At 42.9% G+C, this 15522-nt stretch carries 15 protein-coding genes and 1 pseudogene; 8 read left to right on the forward strand and 8 right to left on the reverse strand.

Annotation, left to right across the window (positions count from 1 at the left end; genetic code table 11):
- Positions 1–160 precede the first annotated feature (160 nt).
- Entirely contained in the window at positions 161–2818 is a 2658-nt protein-coding gene (gene pepN, locus DKT75_RS09025; RefSeq protein WP_109823101.1) for an aminopeptidase N, read from the reverse strand.
- Positions 2819–2902: 84 nt separating this feature from the next.
- Positions 2903–3475: a hypothetical protein gene (locus tag DKT75_RS09030; protein WP_109823102.1), complete on the reverse strand. Its 573-nt coding sequence runs from the start codon at positions 3473–3475 to the stop codon at positions 2903–2905.
- 84 nt (positions 3476–3559) lie between these two features.
- On the opposite strand from DKT75_RS09030, the gene ubiG reads away from it, so the two are divergent.
- The 5 genes from ubiG (at position 3560) to DKT75_RS09055 (ending at position 7767) form a co-directional block, all read left to right on the forward strand.
- A complete protein-coding gene (ubiG, locus tag DKT75_RS09035; RefSeq protein ID WP_109823103.1) occupies positions 3560–4258 on the forward strand; it encodes a bifunctional 2-polyprenyl-6-hydroxyphenol methylase/3-demethylubiquinol 3-O-methyltransferase UbiG in 699 nt (232 codons plus the stop codon).
- Between the two features lie 6 nt (positions 4259–4264).
- Positions 4265–4843, forward strand: a complete 579-nt coding sequence (locus DKT75_RS09040; RefSeq protein WP_109823104.1) for a hypothetical protein — start codon at positions 4265–4267, stop codon at positions 4841–4843.
- A gap of 98 nt (positions 4844–4941) precedes the next feature.
- Positions 4942–6405, forward strand: a complete 1464-nt coding sequence (locus DKT75_RS09045) for a DUF4403 family protein (RefSeq protein WP_158278821.1) — start codon at positions 4942–4944, stop codon at positions 6403–6405.
- Between the two features lie 87 nt (positions 6406–6492).
- On the forward strand, positions 6493–7251 hold the full coding sequence (locus tag DKT75_RS09050; RefSeq protein WP_109823106.1) for a tryptophan-rich sensory protein: 759 nt from the start codon (positions 6493–6495) through the stop codon (positions 7249–7251).
- Positions 7252–7314: 63 nt separating this feature from the next.
- Positions 7315–7767 carry a flavodoxin family protein gene (locus tag DKT75_RS09055; RefSeq protein WP_109823107.1) on the forward strand — a complete coding sequence of 151 codons (453 nt, stop codon included), beginning with the start codon at positions 7315–7317 and terminating at the stop codon, positions 7765–7767.
- A 166-nt stretch (positions 7768–7933) separates the two neighbouring features.
- Here DKT75_RS09055 and mgtE read toward each other — a convergent pair whose 3' ends face one another.
- The gene (mgtE, locus tag DKT75_RS09060; RefSeq protein WP_211665309.1) at positions 7934–9295 is read right to left on the reverse strand and encodes a magnesium transporter; all 1362 of its coding nucleotides are present in this window, start codon (positions 9293–9295) and stop codon (positions 7934–7936) included.
- Between the two features lie 213 nt (positions 9296–9508).
- Here mgtE and DKT75_RS09065 point away from each other — a divergent pair, with 213 nt between their 5' ends.
- A complete protein-coding gene (locus DKT75_RS09065; RefSeq protein ID WP_158278822.1) occupies positions 9509–9994 on the forward strand; it encodes a rhodanese-like domain-containing protein in 486 nt (161 codons plus the stop codon).
- 103 nt (positions 9995–10097) lie between these two features.
- Here the strand turns inward: DKT75_RS09065 and DKT75_RS09070 are convergent, their stop codons facing one another.
- Both DKT75_RS09070 and DKT75_RS09075 read right to left on the reverse strand, forming a co-directional pair.
- Positions 10098–10634, reverse strand: a complete 537-nt coding sequence (locus DKT75_RS09070) for a hypothetical protein (RefSeq protein ID WP_109823109.1) — start codon at positions 10632–10634, stop codon at positions 10098–10100.
- 113 nt (positions 10635–10747) lie between these two features.
- Positions 10748–12109, reverse strand: coding sequence for a hemolysin family protein (locus DKT75_RS09075; RefSeq protein WP_109823110.1), 1362 nt, complete (start codon positions 12107–12109; stop codon positions 10748–10750).
- A 218-nt stretch (positions 12110–12327) separates the two neighbouring features.
- Between DKT75_RS09075 and DKT75_RS09080 the strand changes: the two genes are divergently transcribed.
- Positions 12328–12810, forward strand: a complete 483-nt coding sequence (locus DKT75_RS09080) for a rhodanese-like domain-containing protein (protein WP_158278823.1) — start codon at positions 12328–12330, stop codon at positions 12808–12810.
- A 213-nt stretch (positions 12811–13023) separates the two neighbouring features.
- On the forward strand, positions 13024–13365 hold the full coding sequence (locus DKT75_RS09085) for a hypothetical protein (protein ID WP_146201347.1): 342 nt from the start codon (positions 13024–13026) through the stop codon (positions 13363–13365).
- 69 nt (positions 13366–13434) lie between these two features.
- Here the strand turns inward: DKT75_RS09085 and DKT75_RS09090 are convergent, their stop codons facing one another.
- From DKT75_RS09090 to DKT75_RS09105, 3 genes and pseudogenes are all read right to left on the reverse strand, one after another.
- Positions 13435–14280 carry a mechanosensitive ion channel family protein gene (locus tag DKT75_RS09090; RefSeq protein ID WP_109823113.1) on the reverse strand — a complete coding sequence of 282 codons (846 nt, stop codon included), beginning with the start codon at positions 14278–14280 and terminating at the stop codon, positions 13435–13437.
- Between the two features lie 245 nt (positions 14281–14525).
- Positions 14526–15107 carry an RNA polymerase sigma factor gene (locus DKT75_RS09100; protein ID WP_158278824.1) on the reverse strand — a complete coding sequence of 194 codons (582 nt, stop codon included), beginning with the start codon at positions 15105–15107 and terminating at the stop codon, positions 14526–14528.
- 147 nt (positions 15108–15254) lie between these two features.
- Positions 15255–15522 (reverse strand): annotated as a pseudogene (locus DKT75_RS09105) (hypothetical protein); the annotation flags it as partial.

Genomic DNA, 15522 nt, shown 5'->3' on the forward strand with positions numbered 1-15522 from the left:
CTATCAGCTATTTGACTCTTGTAATATTGCTAATAGTAGCTAAAACGGACTTTACTGCTGCTTAATATGGTATCAAAAGGCTTTTACACCTTAGTTTCTAAAAGCCTCTACCCCAAAAGAGCAAAGGCTTATAGTTCTAATGTTTCAAATGCTCAACTAATCACCCAGCCAAACCCTTATCAACAATCTCAAACACATCATTCGAGATTCCATCCGTCTTATGAACACGCTCCAAACACGCCTTCATCAACGCACTACGTTGTGTCTCAATCTGACGCCACTTAATCAACGGGCGAATCATACGCGAAGCAACCTGCGGATTACGGGTATCAAGATCAATTACAAAGTCTGTTAAGAACTCATAACCTGATCCATCGGCCGCATGGAAGTTGACCAAATTAGCCATCGCAAAACGACCAATCAACGAACGAATCTTATTCGGGTTATTCGCATCATAAGCGGGGTGAGTTTGTAGCGCTTTAACCTGCTCCAACGTACCCGGTAACGTAGAAGCGGCTTGAATAGCAAACCACTTATCCATTACTAATGGGTTATCGTTAAACTGCACTTCAAACGCTTTCAACGCTTGCTCACGCTCTGGACAGTCGGTATCAGCCAATGCACTCAACGCTGCCAAACGATCCGTCATATTATTCGCATTTTCAAACTGCGCTAAACACTGCTGGTGAATCATTTCATCATCAATCAATGACAAGTAAGCAAGGCATGTATTCTTCAAGCTACGACGACCGATACTAGCAGCATCAACCGTGTAATCTTCATTGGTATTCAGAGCATCGTATTGAGCATCTAGTGACAAACGCATGCCGTTAGCCAATGTGGTCATAAAGAACTTACGCACTTCATGAATCGCTTCTGGGTCGGCTTTCGCGACCAGACCAGCAATGTCAGACTCACCCGGTAGGCTCAATGCTTCAGCACGTAACGCAGGGTCTAAATCGGCGTTATCCAATACCTGCTGGTAAGCATCTACAACTTCTGGAGAAACCCCAATCGCCACACCACACTCACGCTCATCTAACATTTGTAAGATCAACTGCTGCGCTAAACGCTGACTAGCTTCCCAACGGTTAAAGTCATCACTGTCATGCTGCATTAGGAAAATGTAGTCTTCCGTGCTGTAGTCATAGCTGTATTTAACCGGTGCAGAGAAGTCACGAAGCAGTGAAGGCAATGGCTTTTCAGCGACATTTACAAACGTCACGCTTTGCGTAGCATCCGTAATATTGATAACTCGCTCAGTGTCATGACCGTCTGCTTGGTCCGCTGTTTCGCCTTCAATCTGCAAAGCAATTTCTTCACCCGCTAAGTTGATCAACGCCAACTTAAACGGAATCAAAAACGGTGCTTTGTCATTTGACTCAGGCGTATCAGGACAGCTCTGAGCAAAGTTTAAAGTACACGTTTTATTCGCCGCGTCGTAATCCATCGTCACAGCTACTTCTGGCGTTCCCGCTTGGTTGTACCACATTTCCATTTGCGATAAATCTGCGCCGTTAGCGTCTGACATTGCTGCAAGGAAGTCTTCAGTTGTTACGGCCTGTCCGTCATGACGCTCGAAGTACAAGTCCATACCTTTACGGAAACCATCTTGGCCGAGTAGCGAGTTATACAAACGCACCACTTCCGCGCCCTTCTCGTAAACCGTTACCGTGTAAAAGTTATTAATTTCAATAAACGATGATGGGCGAATTGGATGCGCCATTGGACTCGCATCTTCTGCAAACTGATGAGTACGCAACATACGCACGTCTTCAATACGCTTTACCGGACGTGAGTGTAAGTCAGCCGTAAACTCTTGATCACGGAAAACCGTCAACCCCTCTTTAAGGCTCAACTGGAACCAGTCGCGGCAAGTAACACGGTTACCCGTCCAGTTATGGAAGTACTCATGACCAATAACCGCTTCGATATTAATGTAATCAATATCCGTCGCTGTCTCTGGGCTGGCAAACACCAACTTAGAGTTAAAGACGTTCAAGCCTTTGTTTTCCATCGCGCCCATGTTGAAGTCATCAACCGCAACAATCATATAAATATCTAGATCGTACTCGAGACCAAAACGCTCTTCGTCCCATTTCATGGCACGAATCAGTGACTCCATTGCGTATCCGCAAAATGGAATATTGTGTGCTTCGGTGTAAATCTCTAGTGCAACTTTACGCCCTGACATCGTCGTGAACTCATCACTCACGTGCTCAAGATTTCCAGCGACTAGCGCAAACAAGTAAGCAGGTTTGATGAATGGGTCATGCCATACCGCAAAGTGACGACCATTCTCTAAGTCACCTTTCTCAACGCAGTTACCATTTGATAACAGTACTGGGTAAGACGCTTTATCCGCCGTGATACGAGTGGTAAAAATCGTCATCACGTCTGGACGGTCAAGGAAGTAAGTGATCTTACGGAAACCTTCCGCTTCACACTGTGTGCAGTACTTACCACCTGACTGATATAGACCCTCTAATGACGTATTCTTTTCTGGGTAAATACGGCTGCTAACTTCCAACTTAAAGCTCTCTGGTAAGTTGCTTAATGATAAAAATTCATCATCAACCGTATATTCACCTTCACTTAATAACTTGCCATCAAGCTTAACGCTCAGTAGCTCCTGCAACTCACCGTGCAGTGCTAACGTCGTTGCTGTTGGCTGTTTTGGGTGACGTGTGTATTTAGCGGTTGAAGTAACAACTGTCGAGTCATCAGCCAAGTCAATGTTTAGTGAAAGACTCTCCGCTAGATAAAACGGTACTTGATATTCTTCGAGTCGAATGACCTGAGCTTGTCCTTGTTTCATGTATATTCTCTTGTTGAAATTTTCACTATCGTTAGGTGTTTAGTAAAGCCGCTAGGTTAGCAATAGCTCAACTTTAAAGAAGTTTTATGACTTCTTGTCGTTGGGTAGCGACTTTTTAAAAATGTTCGATATAGGTAATGTGCGACTTTTTTCGGTGACTTCAATGGTCTTTGGTAAACGATCAGTCATTTCTCGGTGGGCTTTTTTTGATCTGACTAAATAACCACCCATCGCACCGGCAGCCGTGGTTAGTGTCATTAGGCCAAAGGTCAGCAGTTCAATGATTAACATGAGAATGCCTGCCCCGACAGCCGCCGCAAACGCGCCACCTACTTTGATATTTGCCTTGCCTTGGGTTTTACGTGCTTCACTGGCAATTTGCTTTTGTGTCTTCTCAACGAGCTTGGTTTTAGCACGCTCGGCTTTTACCTGATATTGCTCTCGCTCTTTGGCAAAGTCTAGCTTGACCTTATTGACCGCTTGTTGAGTCGCGTTTTTGGCTAAAGATGAGAACCATAGAGAGACAAAAATGCCTAATAGAACAACAGCTAGCGTAATACCCACCCAAATTTCAGGTTTTATGGGTTGTGGCATAAACCAGATAATTGCAGCTGTCGCACATTGTAATAACAATATCCCTGGTAAATAACGCAACATAAATTGAACCTATTTTACTGTTCGTGAATCTAATTGAGGGTATCATAACGTATTACATAACGGTTTTTTAGGATAACTCTACCCATGCAAAACGTGGATCAGCAAGAAATAAAAAAATTCGAAGATATCGCTCACCGCTGGTGGGATTTGGATAGCGAATTTAAACCGTTACACCAAATCAACCCTTTGCGCTTGAACTACATCGACCAGCTTGCTGGCGGTTTATCTGGCAAAAAAGTGATCGATATTGGCTGTGGCGGTGGAATCTTATCTGAGAGTATGGCGTTGCGTGGGGCTGAAGTAACAGGGATTGATATGGGTGAATCACCAATATCAGTCGCTCAACTTCATAGCCTTGAAGCTGGCGTAGAAATTGATTATCAGCAAATCACTGCAGAGGAGATGGCAGAACAACGTCCTGCTCAATATGACGTAGTGACTTGCATGGAAATGCTAGAGCATGTACCCGACCCAGCAGCGATCATTGCTGCTTGTGCGTCTCTAGTGAAGCCAGATGGTCATATTTTCTTCTCTACTATCAATAGAAATCCGAAAGCTTTCGCACTTATGATCATTGGTGCGGAGTATGTTTTGCGTATGGTGCCTAAAGGTACCCATGAGTATGGAAAATTTATACGCCCATCTGAATTAGAAGGATGGGGAAGACAAAGCAACTTAAGCTTGAAAGATATTAAAGGGATGACTTACAACCCTATTTTTCAGAACTACAAACTAGGTAGTGACGTTGACGTCAACTACCTAATGCATTTTAAGAAAGGATAAACTGTCATGATGACATCGACATACAGAAAGATTATTTTTGCCTTTGCAGTAATTACAACAATGACGCTATCAGGTTGCGCTGTGCGATATGATAACGTCGCTGTTGACCCTGTTTCAAAACGCACCATCGTTAAAAACATCGACGCTCAGACGCAAAATAAAGTCGCTGCTGTTAAAAAATCACTGATGTCATTAGGGCCAAACATTGACCCTCTTGAAGCACAGCTATTGGCTCATGAAGCAGTGAACTATCCTAAGGTATTGGCTAACCAATACAACCTAGTTCAACCTGCATATTTACAAAATATCTTGGTTAACTACGGCTACCGTGAAAATGGTCTTTGCTGGCAGTGGACTCGCGATATGGCGAAACACATTCAAGCACGTACATGGAAGAGCTTTGACTTCTACCACGGTACTGCTAACCGCAGACGTTTTAACGAGCACAACTCGCTAATCGTTGCGGCTAAAGGTAAAGGCGTTAAAGAAGGTATGTTGCTTGACCCTTGGAGAAACTCTGGTGAGTTGTTCTATGTTAAAACAACACAAGATCCTAAGTACTTCTGGACACGTTTCATCAACTAAGTTTGGTGAGTGTTAGAACCTGAAGGGAGTCCATTGTGGCTCCCTTTTGTTTTTGTCGGCAAGGATGTCTGGCGAATTAACAACCAAGGATTGTGATCGTGAATACCCTATTAAAAAAAACCTCACTCACGTTGTCACTCGCACTGCTTTTAGTTGCGTGTAGCAAAAAAGATAATGAAGCCTTATCGGTAAAGCCCCCTATTTCCGTTATTCCTCACACACTGGCAGTCACTGAGTCTGTAATTCAAACGCGTATTCGTGTGCCCTTAGATAATTTACAACAAAGGCTAGAAAACGACATACCAGAGATGTTGTACAACTCTGCAGGTGCAGAAAAGCAAAAATGTGTCCGTATATTTGGTAAGAATCACTGCGAAGAGTTTCGTGTGGGTGGTTGGGCAAAGCGCACTGGCCCAATACAAGTACAAGCATTAGATAATGGCTATTTGCGCATAAAACTACCACTACAGTACAAACTTAAAGCGACTTCCAGAGGCAAGTTAATCGGGAACTTGCTCAAGGGCGTAAAGTTTAAAACCGCAGCTTTTACCGCGATTGCAGATATCCGGCCTAATATTTCTAATGACTGGCAACTGCAAGTCAGCCATACCTCTAAAATTATTTGGCAAAAGAAACCAGTGGTTAAGGTCATCGGCATGAATATCAGTATTCAACAGCTACTCGAAAAGCCGATAGAAAAAGCCTTAGCCAAAGCTCTTAATAAGCAAAAGACGAAACTAGCCAGCGAAAACCGTTTAAAACAAAAGGTGGATGAGTTTTGGCAAAAACTCCAACAACCACATCAGATAAGCAACTCACTTCCGCTATGGTTACACACTACGCCAAAAGCGTTGCACTTGTCTCAGCTACGTATTGAGAATAATGCTTTGCAACTTGGCCTTGCACTGAAAACCAGCTTACGCACGACACAAGAACCAAAAAGTACTCAAGCAAACAATTCAGCGACACCTGCGCCTATTCGCCAAGCGATCAACCATTCAACTATCCACTTAAGCCTGCCACTTGCACTTGGCTATCAACAAATTCAAGACAGCATCAAACAAGGCTTACAAAAGAAACCTGTAACTCTCCAAGAAGGTAATGCCAGCATCGTTATAAATGACGTTGAGGTATACCCCAATAACGACCGTTTGGTGCTAGCCGCTAAAGTCACTATCAAGGGGTTTAAGGGCTGGTTTGCCAGTAAAGGTGAAATCTATATATCTGGTAAACCTGTGGTTGATAATGCAAACCACATTGTGCGTCTTGCTGATGTTGCGTTTAGCCGAAAACTTGAAAGCCCTTTTTGGCAAGTAGCTACACAACTACTGCAAAAGCAATTACTAGAGAGCCTGAAAAAGTCATTGGTACACGATTTTTCCAACGACTATGACAAGCTTTACGCTTCCATCAATCAAAAGTTACAGGGGCAGAAAAAAGGCAAATTACGACTCCACGGTCATTTGAACAGCCTACAGGTCAAAGATATTCATCCTGACTTAGACGAGTTACTATTAGTACTTGAGGCCAATGGTGCCGTTGATCTAGAGCTAGTCGAGTAAAGAGCGGTGTATGATGGTTATCTTATAGTCTCAAACTTAATGTATACTATCTGCACAATGCATATTAACCAACTAGGATAATTATTCATGGAACGAAAAGTTAGCGACTGGGGCGGTACAATGTCCGCCTTTATTTTAGTGATATTCGTCAACTACTTGTCAAATGCACTACCGCTCAATGGCTTTACACAAAAAGATCTGTCTGACAAATACACCTCGCTGTTTACCCCCGCTGGTTTTACCTTTTCGATTTGGGGAGTGATCTACCTTGCGCTGGCCGCTTTTGTGGTTTATCAAGCGTTACCATCACAACGTAATAATGTATTGATGTCTAAAGTCAGCAAGTTATTTATTGTTAGCTGTTTTGCAAACATGCTTTGGTTGTTTGCATGGCACTATGAGTTTGTCGGCACCTCGCTTGTCATCATGTTCGGCATATTGGCTACACTCATCGCTATATACCGTGCTTTAGGGCTAAATATGCGCCAAGCCACGTGGAAAGAGCACCTCTTTCTCCACCTACCTTTCAGCCTTTATACCGGATGGATCACCGTTGCCACCATGGCGAATATCAGCATTTTTCAAAACGCAATGGGCTGGGATGACCTGTTTGTGAGTGCGACTAACTGGACGTTGCTCAAACTTGCTGTTGTCGGTGTGATTGGAGCTATTATTGTTCTGCGACGTTGTGACTTTATTTATGGACTTGTAATTGCTTGGGCTGCATTTGGCATCATGAGTAAACAAGTGGATACGCCTATGATTGCAGGAGCTGCAATGATGTTAGTGGCATTTTCGGTAATCTTGGCAACTTATGAGGGAATTAGGCAGTTGTTTAAAGACTAAAATCCGTATTCAATAACTACCGATATGATTGTGAATTCTCAACACAGCGTATAAGATTTACCGATGAGTAAATTACTGATAATCGCCAACACTCCATCCACTAATACACAGGCCTTGCGCGATGCCGTCGTGGATGGCGCACAATCAGCAGAAATATCCCCTATTGTGCTTTCACCCTTCGATGCAAACGCCGAGCATGTGTTACAGGCACAAGCAATCATCATAGGTACGACAGAAAATTTTGCTTACATGAGTGGTGCTCTAAAGGATTTCTTTGAGCGTATTTATTACCCTTGCCTTGAACAAAAACAGGGCTTGTCGATGGCCCTATATGTGAAGGCAGGAAATGATGGGCAAGGCGCAAAAAGTAGTGTGGAGCGTATTACAACCGGACTACGTTGGAAGCACGTCCAGTCGCCCCTCATCTTGAGTGGCGACTATAAGCCGGAATTTGCTAAAGATTGCTATGAACTGGGAGCCGGTATGGCGGAAGGCATGAAGATGGGAATCTTTTAATGAGAGCTGAGTAGCAAGCCCATCAACCCTCCACTGCATAAGATAATATTCGTTTCAGTGAGTCGATTTTTGTCCATTATTCCTCCCTGATTGACCTATTCAACACCCTATGTCAAATAAATCAGCATCAGCACATATAAGCCAAAGCATTAACTATTTGGTTTTCCTACAACAAAAACATCGTCGCCAGACCCAAGAAGCTCACAAACCCAATCACATCGGTGACTGTCGTTAGTACAACACCACCCGCCAATGCTGGATCAATACCTACTTTCTTCATGAGCATCGGAATACCAAAGCCTGATAACGAAGCGATCAACAGGTTAACGATCATCGACGCAGCCAATACCATCGAGATTCTAATGTCTGAGAACCAAAAGTAAGAAACGATACCCACCACAATAGCCCAAGTCACACCACTAATCGCTGAGATGGTAATTTCTTTATAAGCTAACCATTTCGAGTTTGCCGAACTGATTTTACCCGTGGCAAGTCCGCGAATCATCAACGTCAGTGTCTGACCGCCTGCAATACCACCCATGCTCGCCACAATCGGCATCAGTACCGCTAATGCGACGATCTGTTGCAAGGTCGCTTCAAATAATCCAATTACCCATGCTGCTAAAAACGCAGTCGCTAAGTTGATGCCTAACCAAAACAATCGACGTTTAGCACTAGATAATATCGGTGAGAATAAATCCTCTTCCTCGTCCAAACCAACGGCACCCAGTATTTGGTGGTCAGCCTCTTCATGCAAAATATCGACCATATCATCCAACGTCACACGACCTAGTAACACACCATCCTCGTCAACAACGGCGATAGAGATCAAGTCTAAGTCACGGAACATAATCGCTAAGTCATGCTGCGAAGCATTCGGTGCAATAAATAATCCGTCTTTATCCATCACCTCTTCCACTAACACAGAAGGGTTATGCGTCAATAAGTCTGACAGGTGCAACACACCCTGAAATACGCGCTGGCGGTCAATCACCATCAACGATGGCGTATGATCAGGAATCGACTCACGGTTACGCAAAAAACGAAGCACTGTTTCAAGCGTAATGTCCGAACGCACAGCGATGGCGTCTGTCTCCATCACACGTCCGACAGAGTCCTCTGGGAACGCAAGAGTGGCTTCCAAACCGCGAAGGCCGTGGTAGTCCAATGATTGACGAATAGCCTCACCCACATCATCTGGTAAGGTATCAACCATCTCAGCAAGGTCATTACTTTCTAGGTTTGAAACCGCCTCAACGACCTGCTCATGTTCTAGGTATTTTACTAGCGACAAACGCGCCACTTCACCTAATTCAACCAGTACATCACCGTTTCGATCTTGCGGTATCACAGACCAAAGCTGGCCACGCTGAGAGTCAGGAATAGACTCTAATAATCTCGCTATCTCTGCTGCCTCTAAGTCAGCAAATAAGCCAAGCAATACTTCTTTATCAAAGTCTGCTAATGCTTCCATGACTTCGTCAATCAGTGCCGGAGAGTTATTAAGTTGTTCATTAGTATCAGTCATTAGAAGGCTACCTTTATCGTTATCTGTATTTAGTTAATTAGTGATAATTGTTGGAGTGCTTTGGGACGTAAAAAGTCACAATTATTCTGATGTACTTTTCATCTACCAATATTTTTTTAAAATAAATGTGACTATCTGTTTCTAGCAGTCGTCTAAGTAGTACATGTCACAATTGTGACTAACTTAAGTAAATTAATATTCAAGGATATGATAATGAAAACTACTTTGACAGCATTGGCATTGATCGCAACATTGGGCACAACAGCAGTTTACGCAGACAGCCATGCAGAAAAAACAAGTGACTCTGGCGATGCTGAAAAATCACGTGTAATCAGCGAGACTTCAATCGCGATTTATTCACAAAACCCATACATCCAATCTATCATGGAAAAGACGACTCATATCCAAGCTAAGCGTTTGAAAGAGATTATGGCTCGTGGTGACAAAGTTATCTTGTTGGACGTTCGCCCACGTGCTGAGTTTAAAACAACGCCTGGTATTAAAGGCACTGCGATGAATATTCCTCGTAACTTCCTAGAAGTTGAAGCGTATGAGCAGTTAGAAGACAAAGGCGCATCAATCATTATTGTTAGCTCTAAAGGTATTCGTGGTGGTTTAGCAGCGAACACGCTACAAGCAATGGGTTACACAAATGTACGTAACTTATTGGGTGGTGTTGAAGGCTGGTTTAAGAAATAAAAATCCGTGTTGTAAATGGTGGTACTTTAGCCCCGTCAGAGTGATCTGCCGGGGTCTTTTTTTGCCCCGACATTTATTCATTTAACTACTTTCACAGGCTCTTCTATTCAGAAGTACTTTGCTCAGTCAATTGACAGATATGCGCTGCAAATGCTGCTGGGATTGGCGGCACGACACCTTCCGTGTTTAAGTCATACCAGTTACCGTCATCAAAGCCGTCATAGGCAAGGTACAGTTTTCTTTTCTCATCATGAGTACTACATCCTTCAAGCGGTACCTCAGCGACACCCGTTGCTACAGCCTCTGACTCTTGATTGGTGGAGCTAAAGGTTATTTGTAAAAGCGTTATGCCACCTTGGGTTTCGTACTTAATATAACTACCAATAATGCGATCATAGCTCATGATGTTTTTATTAATAATTGGCATCGTGCCCGCTTTTGGATCATCACCAGTCAGTACTTTATGACCGGTATGTGTATGCGCTTCCGATGCCTCAGTAACCGGTAAAAAGTGGGTATGCTTACGTTTCCCCTTGTCATGACTATGTGCCACGGGCAACACATCTTCAGCGGTTACCGTTAGAGGAAGTAATGGCATAGAAAATAATACCGTGGCTATCATTAGGTGTTTAATCTTCATTTTTTACTCTGTGGTGTTATGTAGGGTTAGTCGTATGAACGAATGACATACGTCAAAAAGGACAGTCTGAAAATAACGTAACAGACTGCCAAACAGATCAAAACAAACTTATATTATTGAGCCGTTAGTGGCTCTTCGCTTATTTCAGGATCAGCCATTTCTGCGTCTGGTGCTGGGAATATTTGGACGGCACCCACTCGATTATTTTCAATCGTGAGCGCAACAAATCGCAATCCATTTTCAATAATTTCGTCGTTAGTATTTGGCATACGATTTAACTGTTTCATAAACAAGCCACTCACCGTATTTGACTCAATACTATTATCAAAATCAACACCAACAATACGTTCAAGATCTGTTATCGAAACCAGACCATCTGACAACCAATGATCTTTTTGCCAAACAAGCGGCGAGTCCGCTTCATCCATATCCAACTCATCTGAAATCTCGCCCACAATTTCTTCTAGGATATCTTCCATGGTAACCGCGCCAGCAAAGCAACCATACTCATCCATCGCTAATGCCATGTGAGTTCTATTTTTACGCATAGACTCAAACAGGTCAGACACCTGCTGCACTTCAGGAACTAATAAACACTCGCGCAAGCAAGTGCGTATAGCGACTAAAGGCTCATCGTTTTCATTTTTTACCAACAAGCGGTTGAATAAGTCTTTCACTAACAGGACACCAATCGGTGTGTCTGAGTTGCCGTCAAAAACAGGGTAACGAGAATGCTGCGTCGACAACATCAGCTTAAGCGTTTCATCCCATGGCGCTTGCAGGTCGATTACGTCCATTTCATTTCGTGACACCATAATTTGCTGTACGCGATGAGTGTCAAAGATAAACATGTTGTGCAGCATACCGGCCATATCAGATTTCATATCGCCGTGCTTCTCTGAGGTATCAATAATCCCACGAATTTCTGCATCAGATAACACGTCAGCATGACTGGCTTCTTCAACATTAAACAATCCCAAAATCGAACCAGACGCTTTATTGAGTAACCAGTTCAGAGGAAAAGCCATCACATAAAACCAGTGCAGCGGGTAAGCACACCACATTGAAACAGGCTCTGCTTTACGAATGGCGAAGGTTTTTGGAACTTGCTCACCAACAACGATGTGTAACGAAGAAAATATTAAGAAACCAAATGCAAATGATAGTGGGTGGAGAATTTCTTCAGGAATACCAAATGTTAAAAATACCGGCTCTAGCAAGGCTGCAACCACAGGTTCACCGACCCAACCTAAACCCAGTGATGCCATGGTGATACCTAGCTGACAGGCTGCTAAGTAGGACTCTAGGTTCAGTTGGATTTTTTGTGTGAGTTTTGCTGTGCGACTGCCTCCGTCCGCTAGTACATTAATTCTAAAGCTCTTAGCTTTAACTAATGCGAACTCTGCCGCCACAAAAAATGCGTTAATGACCAGTAATAAGACTATGGCTACGATGCTAGCGGTTTGATGTTCCATCGGTGTTTCCTTGATTCAAAATAAATCATTCATTTATATACGTGTCACTCAGACAGAGCTCACAGATACAAAGTCACAATTTATTTCAATTACTCACCTATTTTTTAATCTATAAATATTTTTAAAATAAATGTGACTATCTGTTTCTAGCAGCCGTCTAAGTAGTATGGGCCACAGTTGTGGCTACTTTAAATGAATTAATCATCAAGGAGATGATAATGAAAACTACTTTGACAGCATTGGCATTGATCGCAACGATTGGCGCAACAGCAACTTACGCAAATAGCCATGCTGAATCGGCAAGCGACGCTGGTGATGCTGAAAAAACACGCGTAATTAGTGATACTTCAATCGCTATTTATTCACAAAACCCTTATATCCAGTCTGTCATGGAAGATACGACTCACATTCAAGCCGCACGTTTGAAAGAAATTATGGATCGTGGTGATGAAATTATCTTACTAGACGTTCGCCCACGTGCTGAGTTCGAATCGACTCCTGGTATCGAAGGTACTGCAATGAATATTCCTCGTAACTTCATCGAAGTTGAAGCATATGAGCAGTTAGAAGATAAAGATGCATCGATCATTATCGTTAGCTCTAAAGGTATTCGTGGTGGTTTAGCGGCGCACACGCTTCAAGCAATGGGTTACACAAATGTACGTAACTTGCTTGGTGGTGTTGAAGGCTGGACTAAGTAATAAGAATCCGTGTTGTAAATGGTGGTCTTTGGCCTCGTCAGAGTAATCTGGCGGGGCATTTTTTTGCCTAAAATTAATGGCTTAGTGAAATTAATTTGTGACTATCCCATCTCCCCCTGAGTCTAATTATTAAGAGTTATTAATATTCATCACATTAAACAATTGTTTTCAGTAGAAAGGGACGGTCTAAATGAACAGGATAATCAATAATTTATGCCAAGCAAGGAGTGCTCTCTTATGTGGGTAATGGCGCTGTTGGTCCTAGGGATCGGGTTGTATTTCTTAAATAGAAAAACCCACTCTAACAGTCTAGAGGTCGTTTGGCAGGAGAAGTACTGGGTCACAAATTCGACAGTACCTATGTCGAACGTTGCACAAGCCTGTGACTTAACGCTCTCAGCAGAGGAAGCAGAACTCAGTGTTGGAGAGTTATTAAACCGCTACTTGAGAAGGCAACCCCATTGCGGTGACACTCTGAATGAATACGGTGTTATGTTTTTGGTAATATCGGATGTCACGGATACTATCCGTATTTACCCAAGAAAAAACCGCTAGATAGTAGACTGCCAGGGTTCTTGATTGATCCCCGGCATTTCCGTGTTTATTGTTATTCGTGACTCACTATCAAGAACTGATTTTTATCACTTCTTTGTAAAGTGTCGAGTTTGGGATAGATAGCTGTTCGTCATCTTCAATAATGATAATAGTACTTAACGTCCCTACTTCACTGACTACACCACGCACACCGTCAATCTCTATCACATCCCCTTGCTGGAACTGCTCACGCGCATAAATACCCGTCAGTAGGTTATGTGATACCTCACGCGAGCCAAGCCCAACAGAAATAGCGAGGATCAACATGATGCCGCCCACAACTAATATAATAATGTTGTGCAGCAATTCCGTTTCGATCTCTAGCTGTTCTAAAGCAACCAACACCACAACCGTCACCATTATTCCATACACTAAGTTACCGAGTGTTTTGGCGGAATTAGAGCCGATTGTCGCTGGCTTTTCCATAATGATACGACGTAAAAACTGCGCAAACATCATTCCAAAAATAACGATCACCAGCGCTGTAATAATCTTCGGTAAGAAGCTAATAAAGCTCTTAAACAGATTAACCAGCTCTGTTAGTCCAAGCATGTTTGCTGCGGGGACTAAAAATACAAACAACACCATCCAGAAGATAATCTTACCGGCAAAGATTGAGGGCCGTTTAACCATGCCCGCATCTTGCATAACGTCAGACACACCTGCTTTGCTACTTATGCGGTCTAAACCGATACGACGCAATAACGTGGCACTGATCTTTTTAAAAATCATCGCTACAACAACACCCAAAAGCAATATCAGCAATGCGCCGATGAGGTTAGGTAGTGAGCTGATCACTGATGACCACTGATTAGTCAGGTTACTGACCACTGAACTTTGTAACTTTTCAAAGTCAATCATGGTGTTGAAGTCCATTACTTATTTTTTCCGTATAAATAATTATCGGGAACTCGTGAGTAGCTTAATAATGCCATTAAGCAGCATAAACATAGTAGTCACTAGTGACCCGAAAAAAAGAATGATGTCACGCAGTGCAAGCTCATGAAGACTGCGGCTAATAATTGCTTTGAACCGCGAGCGTGACGTCTTCACTGACATCTGTTTGTTGTACTTGAAAAGGTTCGATATATGACTTTCAAGTTTTTTCTTATCTGAGTCGCTCATGTGCAGTACTTCTCATGAAGCTGTTTGAATTTTTCTAGGGTTCGATAAAATGTCATCTTGGTCGCGCTGAGCTTTTTTTCTAGGACTTTCGCAATTTCTTCGATCGACAGTTCACTGGTAAAACGCAGTAAAATCACATCGCGCTCGTCGTCTGTCATTTTATCAATAACGCTTTGGACGCATTCTCTCTCGTCATCATTTTCTGCATTTATTGCAGTATCACTCGCCTCGTCCTCATAGCTTTCCGCTGACTCATCATCGCCATATTCATGGAATTGATTAAATCGTTGGGTCTTGCTGAGTAAGGTTTTGCAATGATTGATGGCGATACTGAACAGCCACGTTTTGAAGGTGGAACGGTATTCAAAATTTGGGAGTGTGTGAAACACTTTCATGAATACTTCCTGCGTTGCGTCTTCGGCATCACTCTCGATAGAAAGGTAGCGACGGCACATAGCGTAAACAGGTTTTTGGTAACGCCTAACAAGCTCTTCGTAGCTCGTAGCGTTGTAGGGTAACTCTACTTGAGACTGACGAACTAAAGTGTCGTCATCCAGTGTTGTGAGAGTTGTCGGCATAGGTAGTGAAAAGACCTGAGGGATTTGGGACAATGAGTTATCGCTGTAGCGGATAGTATACAGAAATACCATTCATTGTTAATCCAAATCCCTCCGGCCAAAAGCGAAGGATTAAATCATCCTTCACTTAGTTTTCTACTACTTCGATTAACGTAGACGGTAGCCAACGTTAAAGTTTAGAGATGTATCAAGGTCATCAGCACCATCTAGATCAGTAATTGTAGCAACAAGACCTAGGTCTAACTGGTTATCCAACTCATAGCTAAACGCTGAAGAAAGATAGTTGTTAGTGGTATTATCTGTTCCAGAAACACCAGAATCTACAGAAGTAAGTGTCCAAGAGTTTTCCCAGTCAATCTTGTCACTTAACTCATAAGTAAGCGTCATAACATTTTCAAAGTCGTAACCGTTGTCA

Origin of the sequence: Leucothrix arctica, from assembly GCF_003172895.1 — a bacterium.
GTDB classification, from domain to species: Bacteria; Pseudomonadota; Gammaproteobacteria; order Thiotrichales; family Thiotrichaceae; genus Leucothrix; species Leucothrix arctica.